The following is a 12,340-nucleotide window of genomic DNA, read 5'->3' as shown; positions in this document are numbered from 1 at the left end:
TAGAGCGAGGAAGCCGACCAAGGTCTTCCCACTCGAAGGAGCCCCGTTGCCCGTTCAGTGTTCCACCGTCACGCTCACGTCGTCCATCACCGTCGCCGACGGCATCTTCGCTCCGGGGCATCTTGGCGAGCTGACCCAGCAGTTACCCTTCGAACTCGTCGATGACGTGCTGGAACGCGCCGGCGGCGCCCAGCACAGGCTGCGGCTGCTGCCGTCGAGGGTGGGCGTGTACTTCGTGCTGGCACTGGCCCTCTTCCCGCAGCTGGGGTACGTGCGCGTGTGGGACAAGCTCACCGCCGGGCTGCGCGGGATTCTTCACCGGCGCCCTTCGGAGAAGGCGTTGCGGGAGGTTCGCCGGAGGCTGGGCGTCGCGCCGCTTCGGTTGCTGTTCGAAACGCTGGCCGGCCCTGTGGCACAGCCGATCACACCCGGGGTGCGATACCGGTGCTGGCGCACGGTCGCCTTCGACGGGTGCAGCTCCACCAAGGCCCCTGACCGGCCGCGAGTCTGTGCGTGGCTGGGCAAGCACAAGCACCGCTACGGCACCGACGGATACCCAATGCTGAAGATCATGGTGCTGTGCGAGACCGGGACTCGGGCCCTGCTCGGCGCGGTCTTCGGACCGACGCCAGAGAAGGAGACCGGCTACGCCGAGCAACTGCTACCGCTGCTGGACGGCGGCATGCTGCTGCTCAACGACCGGGGCTTCGACTCCGACGACTTCCTCGCGAAGGCTGCGGCCACCGGCGCACAGCTGCTGGTGCGGCTCAAGGGAACCCGGACCCCCGCCCGCTGGGCGCTACTGCCGGACGGGTCGTTCCTGACCAGGATCAACGGGACCCGGCTGAGGGTCATCGACGCGCACATCGCGGTGACGACCGCCAAAGGGCTGCGGCTGGAAGGCCACTACCGGCTGGCCACCACGCTGACCGATCACCGCCGCTACCCCGCCGTCGAGCTGGTGGAGCTCTACCACGAGCGATGGGAGATCGAATCGGCGTTCTACTCGCTCCGCCACACTTTGCAGTGCGGCCTGGTGCTGCGCTCCCAGGACGTGGCCGGGATCCAGCAGGAGCTATGGGCTCATCTGACCGTCTACCAGGCACTGCGCCGGGCGATGGTCGAGGCCGTCGAGACGCTTCCCGGCACGGATCCGGACAGGGCTTCCTTCACCGTCGCCCTGGAGACCGCCAAGGAACAGCTCATCACCGCGGCCAATGTGCTGCCAGACGCCGGACCAGGGCGCATCACATCGGCCCTGCTGCACGATCTACTCCCACCCCGCCAGGCCCGCGTCAACCCGCGCCGCGTCAAGTGCCCGATCTCCCGCTACGCCGCCCCGCCCGACCAGGCCCAAGCCTTCGGGGCCTCCAGGATCACCAGCATCGCCGTCACCGTGCACTCGTCCGCCGGCACCGGCTCTGACGGGCGTCGCGACCACACGCTGCAACTCCTGCGCACCAACCCTCTCCGCACCTGGCGCGCATGCGAAATCGCCCGCGGTATCGGACTGGACGACGCTCGAGGACTACGCGCGGAACTGGGGCGCTGGGTCCGCGAAGGAATCCTTCGCCGCACCGGGCGAGGCATCTACACCCTCGAACCCGAGTGGATCACACCCGACCTCCACCACCCCTCGGTCCCGCCCCATTTGACAACCGCGGATCGGCCTTAACTCCGTGGTCTTGGAGTACTTTCGGGGAGCAGCCATGGTCGATGTTCCTCTCATGAGTCCCATCTGACCCTCTGTCAATTCACTCCGCATCTCGGGGGAAGCTCAGGGCGGCGACCGGCGCGTTCATCTGCTTCGAGGACGAAGCGGGCGTAACCGGCCGGCCGCCCAAGGGCCGCACCTGGGGCCGACGCGGCATCACCCCGAGGGTCAAAGTGCCCGGTCGCAGCCGGGGACGGCTCTCGGTGGCCGGGCTGCTGTGCTACCGGCCCGCCTTGCCCGCCCGCCTGTGCTACCGGCTGCGCCGGCACACCGGCCGCAAGGGCGAGCGGCGCTCGCTCGGCGAGAGCGACTACATCCACCTGCTCGACGGCGCCCACCACCTGCTCAAGGCCCCGCTGATCGTGGTGTGGGACCGGCTGAACACCCACATCTCCAAGACGATGAAGGCGCTCGTGGCCGGCCGGGACTGGCTGACAGTGGTCCTGTTGCCCGGGTATGCGCCTGAGCTCAACCCCGTCGAGGACCTGTGGGCGCATATCAAGCGGAGCCTGGCCAACCTGGCCGCCCGCACCCTCAACGAGCTGGAGACTCTGCTCCGCAGGCGGCTCAAGGCACTGCAGTACCTGCACGGCATCCTCGACGGGTTCCTCGCCGGGACAGGCCTCGCTCTCGACAGACCGAACTGACCCAAAAACGCCGAAGTCAGTAGCGTATTTCCGCTGGTGGCAAGGGAATTCGGTGTCGGGTAGGAACGCGGGCAACGGGGCCGCGTTGGTCAGGTAGTCCGCCAAGACTTCCGGCCGTTGAGGAGCCCCGTTGCCCACGCGTAATTGTGCGCTGCCACCCGGTCTGGCGAGGGTCACCCGTCAGTTCACCGTGGCTGAGGGCCGGTTCGCGCCCGGTCATCTGGGCGAGTTGACGCAGGTCATACCGTTCGACCTCGTCGATGCCGTTCTGGATGAAACCCGTTGCGTGCAGCGCCGGTTACGGGATCTGCCCTCGCGGGTCGGGGTCTACTTCCTTCTCGCGATGTGCCTGTTCCCGGAGGTCGGCTACCGGCTGGTCTGGCACAAGCTGACCGCAGCCCTTACGGGCGTCGGGTTCGAGGTCGCGGAGCCAACTGCGAAAGCATTGCGTGACCTGCGCAGACGGCTCGGTGCAGAACCGATGAAGCGCGTGTTCGAGACCCTGGCCGGCCCGCTCGCCCAGCCGGTGACTCCCGGAGTGCGGTTCGGGCCGTTCCGGATGGCCTCCTTCGACGGCTGCAGCTCGATCAAGCTCCCCGATACCGAGCGCAACGTGGAGTGGTTCGGACCTGGCAGCCGTGGCGGGTATCCGATGCTGGAACTGATGACCCTGGTGGAGACCGGCACCCGTGCCCTGATCGGTGCCGTGTTCGGCACTCCCAGCGACGGGGAGACCTCCTACGCTCGCAGGCTCCTGCACCACCTGGGCCCCGGCATGCTGGCTGGTCCTGTGGGACAAGGGTTTCGACGCCAACGCCTTCCTCGCCGCCGTGCACGACACCGGAGCCAGGTTCCTGGGCCGGCTGCGCGCCAACCGACGCACCCCGGTCCTGAGCCGACTCACCGATGGCTCCTACCTCTCGGTCATCGGCACCGTCCCGGTACGCGTCGTGGAAGCGCAGATCACCGTGATCTATGACGACTGCTCGTTCACCAACTCCTATCGGCTGGTCACGACGCTGACCGATGCTCGTCGTTACCCCGCCCCGGCCCTCGTTGCCCTTTACCACCAGCGGTGGGAGCACGAGTCGGCGTATTTTGCTCTGCGTCACACGATCACAGACGGCCGGGTCCTGCGTTCAGGCGACCCGGTCGGGGTCGAGCAGGAGATGTGGGCCCTGCTCGCCCTCTACCAGGCACTTCGGACCGTGATGGTGGAGGCCGCCGAGTCCCGGCCGGGCACCGACCCGGACCGCTGCGGCTTCACCATAGCCATCCACACTGCCCGCGACCTCGTGGTCCAGGCCGCCGACGTCATCAAGCCCGGCGCCCTGGGCACCCGCACCACCGCGTCATCGGCAACCGGGTCCTGGCCGGGCTCCTCCCGCACCGGCGCCCCCGCATCAGCACCCGAAAAGTCAGGTCATCGGTCTCCCGGTACGCCGAACGCCAAGACGACGGCCGCCCCGACAAAAGCCGCCTGGTCACCGACCTTGACGTCACCATCCTCGAACCCGATCCCGACCTGCCCACCGTCTCGCACGACGATCGACACACACCGGCCGCCGACCGGCGCAGACAGCGCGTCCTGGACCTCCTTCACGCAGAACCCGACCGCCAGTGGCACACTCGCGACCTCGCCCGCCACCTCGGCGACATCACCCTCAGCACGATGTACCGACAGCTCGACAGATGGGCCGTAAACGGACTCATCACCAAGACCGGCCCCGCCAGCTACAGCAGCCCGAGAACTCGCTCAACCCTCTTGCCATCAGCGGAAATACGCTAAGGGCTTGCCGATCAATAACTCGCTGTCTTGATCTCTGGCGCGGGGATGCCGAGGTGTGTGGCGAGGTCGATGAGGTCGTCGAGGGTGGCCAGTGGTGTCTCGGCGGGTTCGATGGCGTGTCCGATGTCGTGGAGGAGTCGGCGAGTTTGACTGATGGCCGGGTTGAGGGTCACGGGTGTCACGGTGAAGAGCGGGGCGATGACGACCTGGGGCAGCTTGAACCTCTGGTAGAGGATGGTGGCCAGGAGCCGGTCTACGAGGGTGAGGCCGGGGCGTCGGCCGGTGTAGAGGCCGACGGCGGGGGTCTTCTGCCGGTCGCCGCCGCGTCGCTGATGGAGGTCTGCTTCCCGCTGAGCCGCGCGGGCTGCTGCCAACTCGGTGACCAACCAGTCCCACTGCTCGTGCGGGATGCCGGTGAGAGCGGGATGGGTCAGCCAGTCGCGGCCGGAGCCGGCTTCGTTCTGGGGTGGAATAGGAAGGACGCCGTCCCGGCGGTGTTCTTGTGGGTGAACGGTGTAGTTCCAGTCGCCGTGCTAGTCGTGGCGGCTCAGTGGCAGGGCGTTCAGCTGTCCGTCACTGATGCGGACGCCGGTCTCGTAGACGGCGGTGTCGAGTACGGCGCGGACTGTCAGTCCCGTGCGGGTGGTGGTCGCTGCGATGCTGTTCACGATGACTTCATGGCTGGTCAGCGGCCTGCCCCGCCAGTTCATCGTGATGTGGGAGAACAGTCGGTGCTCGATTCGGTTCCACTTAGATGTGCCCGGAGGAAAGTGACACACAGTGATCTCCAGGCCGGTCTCGACAGCCAGCGCGGCCAGCTCGAACTTCCAGGCCCGGGTGCGGTAGCCGTTGGAACCGCCCGCGTCCGCAGTGATCAGCAGTCGGTGCGAGCGCGGGTAGGTGTCGCGCCCAACCGCGTGCCACCAGCGGCGGACGGAGGCGACGGCGAAGGCTGCCGTGTCATGGTCGGTGCCGACGTTGACCCAGCCCGCGTCCGCGGCCAGATCGTAGATCCCGTAGGGGATCGCCTTGCCCAGATCGGCATCGGGAAAGTCGTGGGTGCGAACCCGGACCGGATCACCTTCGCGGCACCACTCGTGGCCGGCGTTCTTGTAGTTGCCGACCAACTCCTTCTTCTTGGTGTCCACGCTGATCACCGGGTCTCCGGCGGCCTGGAAGTCCTTGGCCTGGTCGTTGATATAGCGGAACTGCGCATCCCGGTCCGGGTGTTGGGCACCTTCGATGGTCTTGGCGTTGCCCTGGAGACTGAAGCCCTCCTCGCGCAGCACGGCCGCCACGGTGTCCGCAGAGACCCGGTGCCCCTGCCGGGTCAGCTCGGCAGCCAGTTGCCGGGTCGACTTCGTCGTCCAGCGCAGCGGCGATATCGGGTCCCCGCGTACATCCGGTTCCACCAAGGCCAGCAATGCGGGCCGAAGGCCCGGATCCAGGTCCACCGCACGCTTGCGGCCCCCACCGGACCGACGCACCCGACCCAACGGCGCCTCCCCGGACTCCAGTTCCGTCACCCCGCGCGACACGGTCCCCTCCCGGACTCCGGCCGTACGAGCGACGAGCCTGATGCCTCCATGGCCCAGCGACCGTGCTTCTGCTCCTATGGCCAGCCGCCGCTGCCGCTCGTCGAGATGCGGGAACAACGTCCCGAACTTTGCGGCCAGAGCCGCCTCGATCCCCTCCGGACTCCCCATGCCACAACAACGATCCACAGAGCCGGAAGCGACGGCTTGTTTCCCGGCAAGCCCTAACTACCCGGCCTTGGGTCAAGGCCCGTGATCGTCAGTGAGCTGTGCGGCCCGGGCGTGGCCGGTGTCGGACCTCGGCCGACAGTTGGGCCGCAGCGTCCCGCAGCGTCTCGGTGAAGCCTCGCTGACGGCGGTCGTCTGGGATGCCCGAACGATGTACCACGGCGGTGGCGCGTACCGCGGCGGGATGGTCGATGCGTACGACGCCGATGGTAGGGGGTAGTGCCGGCACGGCGAGGCCGGGAACGACGGTGATGCCAAGTTCGGCGGAGACGAGACCAAGTTTGGCGACCCAGTCGCGGGCGACGAACGCGATGTTCGGTTGCCACGAGGAATCGGCCCACGTGCCGAGGAGGGTTGAGCCCGGCTCGGCGCTGCCGGCGATCCACCGTTCGTGTCTGAGCATTGCGGTGGTGACGCTTGCCTGGCCGGCGAAGGGGTGTTCCGGCGCGACCGCCACGAACAGTGGATCGTCGAGTATTAGGGTCGCCTCCACGCCCTCGGGCAGGGACTCGGATGGGGTCACCACGGCGAGATCGAGTCGTCCTCGGGCAACAGCGGTCACAAGGGCAGCAGTTGTCCCTTCGCGCAGCGGCACCCGCACCTGTGGTTCCCGCCTGATGAGGGCGGCGATAGCCCGAGGCACCAACGCAGCCATGGCGGTGGAGAACGCTCCGACACGCAAACGGCCAGGCGGGTGCGTGCCAAGATCTTCGAGATCTTGCCGGGCGGCGTGGAGCTCACCGAGGACCTTGTCGGCATGCCGGACGACGATCCAGCCGGCGTCGGTCGGCTGTACGCCCCGGGCCCGGCGTTCAAACAGTGCCTGACCAGCCGCCTGCTCCATGAGCGCGATCTGGCGAGAGATGGCCGATTGCGTGTAGCCCAGCCGCTCGGCCGCCATCGAGAAGGAGCCGTAGCGAGCCGCCTCTCGGACCACGCGCAGACCCACGACCGTGAAATCACTCATGCGAAATAGTCATAGCACATATGCAAGACTGGCGTTTGACGCATACCTGGCCGCAGGTAACCTCATCCGCATGGATACTGCACGCAACAAGAAACTCCTCGAGGACATCTTCGACCAGATGGCCCGGGGAAACTCCCGTGCGATGAGCGAGGCGATGGCCGAGGACTTCCGGTGGATATTTCCAGGGAACTGGTCATGGGCCGGTAGTTGGGAACCCAAGTCAGTCGCGGTGGGCGGGCTGCTGCGACCACTGATGGCGCAATTCGAGGGCGAATACCGTAGCGAGGCAGACCTCATTCTTGCCGACGGCGACCGCGTCGTGGTCCAAGCCCGCGGATACGCCACCACCAAACGGGGAGAGCCCTACCACCAGACGTACTGTTACATCTTCCGGGTCGCCGACGGGCGTCTTACCGAGGTGACCGAATACTGCGACACGGCGCTAGTCGAACGGGTCCTCGACCGCCCCGCCGGTTAGCACCCCAGTCGCAGTTCGCTGTCACTGCTGGTCAGAGCCGTGTTTCGGAGGGCACTCGGCTGACGTCACGTCAGGTCGTGGAAGTTCGTGACGCCGGATGCGGCGGGCCGTTGTGCTTGTCGCGCAAGACGATGTCCAGCTCCAGCTCCAGTTGTAGATCGTGATCGCCAGACGTCCGACAGGGCGGCCGGGGCGGGCAGCTCACCCTCCCGTTCGGCGGCCCCTTGACCGGAGTGAGTGCTCACTCCGGTATCTTGTGGCCATGACGACAACACCAAGTCGGCGAAGAGCGCCGGCAATGGACCCCGACAGCCGCCGGGAAATGATCGTTCGTGCTGCGCTTCCCCTCGTGATCGAGCACGGCAGCGCGGTAACGACGCGCCAGATCGCTCAGGCCGCAGGCATCGGGGAGGGCACGATCTTCCGCGTCTTCGCGGACAAGGAGGAGCTCCTGGACGCATGCGTGACGGAGGCTCTCAGCCCGGCCCATGCCCTCGATGAACTCGCTTTGGTGTCCATGGAGCAGCCGCTCGTTGCCCGGCTGACCGAGGCTGCCTCTGCGCTGCATGCCCACTTGGACCGGGTCGGCGCGGTGGTCGGTGCGCTTCATGCGACGGGAGGGCGGGGACGAAGTGGCCGTCCCAGCAGCTCAGAGGCGCCGCCTGATCGTGCGGCCGGCTCCCTGCCCGTACGAGAGGCGCTGGCCGAACTCTTCGAACCTGAACGGGAGTCGCTGCGGTTGCCTCCCGAGCAGGCAGCACTGATCTTCCTGGGTCTGCTGTTCGTCGGGAATGGCAGGCCGCCGGTAGGAGGCGAGTCAGCGGATTCGTCGACGCAGTTGGGAGTGCACGACCTCATCCACGTCTTCCTGCACGGCGTCCTGTCCCAGCCGGTCGAGAACTGAGAGGCAGAGCATGTCCATCACGCTGAACCACACCATCGTTCCAGCCGTCGACAACGAGGCGGCAGCACGCTTCTTCGCCTCCGTCATGGGACTGGACTATCGAGGTGCAGATCGGCATTTCGCGCCGGTGCAGGTCAACGATTCTCTGACGCTGGACTTCATGTCCGTCGAGAATCCGGTCGGCCATCACCTGGCCTTCGACGTGGACCCGTCGTCCTTCGACTCGATCCTCGACCGGCTCCGAACCGCCGGGGTGCCCTATGGCAACGATCCCAGCGAGCCCGACAACGGTCGGATCGACCACCCGTTGTGCCCTCGTGGCCTGTACTTCACCGATGACGCGGGGAACCTCTACGAAGTCATGTCCCCCAGGTAGCAGCCATCCGGCACTGCAATCACACAGTGGCCGACAACGGCGCCTGCCGTGCTCGGCCACCGGTCTCCTGCCGACGGTAATGGCCGGCGCGGGCTCGGGCTTGATGGCGCCGCCGCCAGTCGGACTAGGGGGTGGGCCGCATCGTGGACGGGACGGACGATGAGTGCGATGAACAGGCGCTGGATCTCGTTGCAGGACAGCGGCAACAGCCCATCGGGTGCGGGCCGACGGGCATGTTCCTCGACGCGGACGGTGACGAGGAAGGCGTGGGCGAGCATCGCAAGGGTGGCCCAGCGGGCCCAGGAGGGATAGCGGCGGACCTGGTGTCATCGAGCCCGGCCAGCCCCTTTCCCGCTCTGGAAGGTCTCCTCCACCCGCCATCTGGATCCGGCAACCCGCACCAACTCGGCCAAAGGCACCGGTTCGGGTGAGAAACAGCGGTAGTAGGCATGTTGGCCGGGGGTGCGGTTGCGGCGGATCAGCATCTGGTGACGGCCCGGGCCCGGTTCGGCGAGGTCGATGAGGGCCCAGTCGTAGAAGCGGTGCCCCTTGGCACCCGCCGCGGCGGACAAGAGACATTTGCTGACGTTGGCGGTGCCGCAGATCCTTGGGACGGAGTGGGGGACCGCCCTCCTCCTGAGGAAGCACCGCCATGGCAACTGAGCGCGTTACAGGATCGGTGATCGAAGCGCGAGTTCAAGGCGCCAGCGGGCGAGCCAGTGGATAACAATTGGTGGGTCTTCGATCTTGAGCGGTGCGCCTGCTCAGGGCCTCTGGCCTTTCTCTACGCTCAGCGACGGCGGTTGGTGGCTGCTGCCGGGGCCGCAGGCGCGCCGGGAGTCCAGGGCAGCACAGGCCACGGTCCCTCTCCGTGACTACGGGTGCAGCTTCTCGCCCTTCGCCAGCATCGCTACGTACTTTTCGATCCGGCGCGCCCGGGTCTCGGCCTTCTTGGCGTCTTGGATCCGGTACAGGATCGCGTAGCGGTTCTGCCGGTCCAGTGTCTCGAAGAACTCCGCCGCGGCCGGGTCGGCGGTCAGGGCCGCCGTGAGGTCGTCCGGCACCGTGGCGGTCTTCGCGCCGTCGTAGGCCGCTTCCCAGCGGCCGTCTGCCTTGGCGCGGTCCACCTCGGCCTGTCCCGGCGGATGCATCCGGCCCTGCTCGATCAGGGCGGCCACCTTGTCCCGGTTGGCCTTGGACCACTTGCTGCGCGGCTTGCGCGGGGTGAACCGCTGGAGCCACCACTGGTCGTCGAACTTTGCCTTCTGGCCGTCGATCCAGCCGTAGCAGAGTGCCACGTCGAGCGCCTGGGTGTAGTCCAGCGCGGCGATACCGGGGCCCTTCTTGCGAAGCTTGAGCCAGATGCCGGGTGAAACGGCGTGGTTCTGGCCGAGCCATGCCTGGAATGCCTCGGCGGATTCGAATGCGACGATCTCCAAGTCCTGAGTCACCCCAGCAGCGAACCACACCCGGCCGATTGTCATGAGACATTCGGCACGGCCCCGGATGCGGGATGCCCGTGGGCCTGCTTGATCATCTCTGTTTTCGACGCAGAACGATCATGCAGGAGCCACGGGCTTGGTCAACGATACGACGTTGCTGCTCAACCTCGACGGGGTGTCCGTCGCGCGTGTTGAGCGGCTGGCCGACGGAAGGCGCCGACAGCGGGTTTGGGTTTCATCGCCAAGATTGGCCTTCGCCCATCCATGCTCGTTCCGATGATGGTGCTTGGGCTCTACGGAGTGTTCGCCTGCCTCAAGTTCCATGAGCGCTGCGCGTTTCACGTTGGACAGGCGAGAGGGCTGCGGAAGAAGGTCGCGGAGCAGTTCCCGGATCTCGGCATTGAGCCTGCCCTGCAAGCGACGTCCGACAAGCAGCGTGCGCGTTTTCCCGCCTGCGGAAGATCCGGCTGTACGTGGTGTGGATCGCGCTCCATGGCGTCATCGCCGGCGGCTGGAGCCGGTCTCTCTATTTGGATCATCGTTACTGCTTGACCTGACCAGCCGGACGTCATGACGGCCCTACCCAGCCGCGACACCGAGCCCGATCTGTACCGAGCGGCACCGCCGCAGGGGCGGGCGTTTGGGCTATCGCTGGGTGTGGAGGTGCTGTCGGCGGTTGGTGACCAGGGCGTGCCAGCGCTGGCGGGTGGCCGGTTCGTCGTCGATCCACCGAGTGCTGGAGGCCTGGGGCAGGGGCAGGCCGGCCATGAAGGCGGCGATCTCGCTGTAGTAAGGGAAGGCGCCGCTGCGGGTGTTCTCGCGCAGCCAGGCGATCGTCGTGGCCACCTGGTCCTGGTCGTTGCGGACGGCGTGGTGGAAGGCGAGGGTGAGGTCCAGGGCGAGCTCGGTGTATGTCACGCCCGCTGTACGGATCTCAGCGCGCAGCACCTGGGCGCGGTCGTCGATGTCGGCGTCGGTGCGGCCGGCGTCGCGGGCGAGCGCCGCGATATGGGTGATCAGGGTGGTGGCGCGTAGATCCACACCGGCCAGAAGCTGCTCAGCGAGGGCGAGCTCGCTGTCGGCGACGGCCGGGTCGGTGAAGGCCAGGGCGAAGGCGCGGTGGGCCTGGCTGTTGCCGCGCTCACCGGTGACACCGTGGTGTTCGGCTTCGTCGCGTGCGGCGGCGTACGCGGCGGCGGCGCGGTCCATGTCGCCGTGGGGCCACCAGGTGTCGCCTTGGACGCGGTGGTGGCGGCCTTCCCAGCCCAGGGTGTGGGCGGTGGTGAGGGCGGTGGGGAAGTCGCCGGCCATGCGGGCGAGATGGGCAAGTCCGCGTCGGGCGGCGGGGGCGAGGCGGCCCTGGCTGTCGGCGACGGCCTGCATGCCCGCGCGGGAGGCCGGGCTGTCCCCAAGATCGCGGTGGGCCTTGGCCCGGTAGTACAGAGCCATGTGCTGCAGGTCGTCAGGGAGCAGGCGGCTGTTGATGACTGTGGTGAGGCGGGCGACGGTGCGCGAGCGGTGCTGGTGCTGACGGCGGGCGAGCGCGCTGAGGAGTTCGACCAGGGCGTCGGCGGCCGTGTCCAGTCCCGTGCTGTCGGTGTCGGGTGGGGCGAGGGGGTTCCCACACGGAGTCGCTGACGCAGGTCCAGGCCGCCGGGATGAGCCAGCCGAGGTCCAGTCGGTGGTCGCGGGCCAGGCGCAGGCCCTGGCGCAGGCAGGCAACCAGCAGCAGCCTACCGAGCCGGGGGAGTTGCGGTGCTGTTCGCCAAGGGCGGTGAAGGCGCGCTGCGCAGCCTGCTGCCAGTCGCGCTCACTCCAGCGGTCATCGGTGGTGTCGTCGGCGTTGCGTACGGCGGAACGGATCAGCGAGACACCGAGCCGGAACGTGCCCGGCACGGGCTTGCCTTCGTTGGTGAGCGGCAGGATGTCCAGCGGGGACGGGCCGGGCGAGGGGTAGACGATCGCGTCGGTGCCGATGGAGGTCGGGTAGAGGTCGGCGGCGGCCGCCGTCTTCATCAGCTTGCGGTGCAGGCCCACGCGCTGGTTCGCGAGCACGGCGGCCCGGATGTCGGGGCGCCACGTCTCCCGCTTCAGCGCCGGGTACTCCTCGTAGTACGGCACCTGGCCCCGGCTGCGCTGGCGCAGCTTGCCGATGCCGCCCTTCGCCGTCGCCTTGATCGCGGTCTCCAGCAACGCCATCGTCGGATCGACCTGCTTGCGCCGCGCCATCGCGTCCAGGAACTCCTGGCCCCCCAGGTTC

The 12,340-nt window shown here is 67.6% G+C and carries 8 protein-coding genes and 4 pseudogenes; 7 read left to right on the top strand and 5 right to left on the bottom strand.

Going from position 1 to position 12,340, the window contains the following annotated elements:
- Positions 1-46 precede the first annotated feature (46 nt).
- The 4 genes and pseudogenes from SAVERM_RS02060 to SAVERM_RS41005 all read left to right on the top strand — a co-directional run bounded on the left by SAVERM_RS02060 (position 47) and on the right by SAVERM_RS41005 (position 4,064).
- Positions 47-1,675, top strand: coding sequence for an IS4-like element ISSav1 family transposase (locus SAVERM_RS02060; RefSeq protein ID WP_010981750.1), 1,629 nt, complete (start codon positions 47-49; stop codon positions 1,673-1,675).
- 101 nt (positions 1,676-1,776) lie between these two features.
- A pseudogene (locus tag SAVERM_RS02055) lies at positions 1,777-2,361 on the top strand (transposase); the annotation flags it as partial.
- 190 nt (positions 2,362-2,551) lie between these two features.
- A pseudogene (locus SAVERM_RS44200) lies at positions 2,552-2,848 on the top strand (transposase domain-containing protein); the annotation flags it as partial.
- Between the two features lie 343 nt (positions 2,849-3,191).
- Complete coding sequence (locus tag SAVERM_RS41005; protein ID WP_063773991.1) at positions 3,192-4,064, top strand: hypothetical protein; 873 nt, start codon at positions 3,192-3,194, stop codon at positions 4,062-4,064.
- A 97-nt stretch (positions 4,065-4,161) separates the two neighbouring features.
- Here SAVERM_RS41005 and SAVERM_RS02040 read toward each other — a convergent pair.
- Positions 4,162-5,856 (bottom strand): annotated as a pseudogene (locus SAVERM_RS02040) (ISAzo13 family transposase).
- Positions 5,857-5,944: 88 nt separating this feature from the next.
- Complete coding sequence (locus SAVERM_RS02035) at positions 5,945-6,880, bottom strand: LysR family transcriptional regulator (protein WP_042492650.1); 936 nt, start codon at positions 6,878-6,880, stop codon at positions 5,945-5,947.
- A 70-nt stretch (positions 6,881-6,950) separates the two neighbouring features.
- On the opposite strand from SAVERM_RS02035, the gene SAVERM_RS02030 reads away from it, so the two are divergent.
- From SAVERM_RS02030 to SAVERM_RS02020, 3 genes are all read left to right on the top strand, one after another.
- A complete protein-coding gene (locus SAVERM_RS02030) occupies positions 6,951-7,358 on the top strand; it encodes a nuclear transport factor 2 family protein (RefSeq protein WP_037652774.1) in 408 nt (135 codons plus the stop codon).
- 298 nt (positions 7,359-7,656) lie between these two features.
- The gene (locus tag SAVERM_RS02025; RefSeq protein ID WP_237528694.1) at positions 7,657-8,262 is read left to right on the top strand and encodes a TetR/AcrR family transcriptional regulator; all 606 of its coding nucleotides are present in this window, start codon (positions 7,657-7,659) and stop codon (positions 8,260-8,262) included.
- A 10-nt stretch (positions 8,263-8,272) separates the two neighbouring features.
- A complete protein-coding gene (locus SAVERM_RS02020; protein ID WP_010981744.1) occupies positions 8,273-8,638 on the top strand; it encodes a VOC family protein in 366 nt (121 codons plus the stop codon).
- A 19-nt stretch (positions 8,639-8,657) separates the two neighbouring features.
- On the opposite strand, the pseudogene SAVERM_RS44195 reads toward SAVERM_RS02020, so the two are convergent.
- From SAVERM_RS44195 to SAVERM_RS44190, 3 genes and pseudogenes are all read right to left on the bottom strand, one after another.
- A pseudogene (locus tag SAVERM_RS44195) lies at positions 8,658-9,210 on the bottom strand (IS701 family transposase); the annotation flags it as partial.
- Positions 9,211-9,513: 303 nt separating this feature from the next.
- On the bottom strand, positions 9,514-10,122 hold the full coding sequence (locus SAVERM_RS02015; RefSeq protein ID WP_010981743.1) for a YdeI/OmpD-associated family protein: 609 nt from the start codon (positions 10,120-10,122) through the stop codon (positions 9,514-9,516).
- A gap of 603 nt (positions 10,123-10,725) precedes the next feature.
- A complete protein-coding gene (locus tag SAVERM_RS44190) occupies positions 10,726-12,309 on the bottom strand; it encodes a tetratricopeptide repeat protein (protein ID WP_010981742.1) in 1,584 nt (527 codons plus the stop codon).
- Positions 12,310-12,340 lie beyond the last annotated feature (31 nt).

It is taken from the genome of Streptomyces avermitilis MA-4680 = NBRC 14893 (genome assembly GCF_000009765.2).
Lineage (GTDB): Bacteria > Actinomycetota > Actinomycetes > Streptomycetales > Streptomycetaceae > Streptomyces > Streptomyces avermitilis.
Note: the sequence above shows the minus strand (reverse complement) of the source record. Positions and strands in the feature narration are given on the sequence as shown.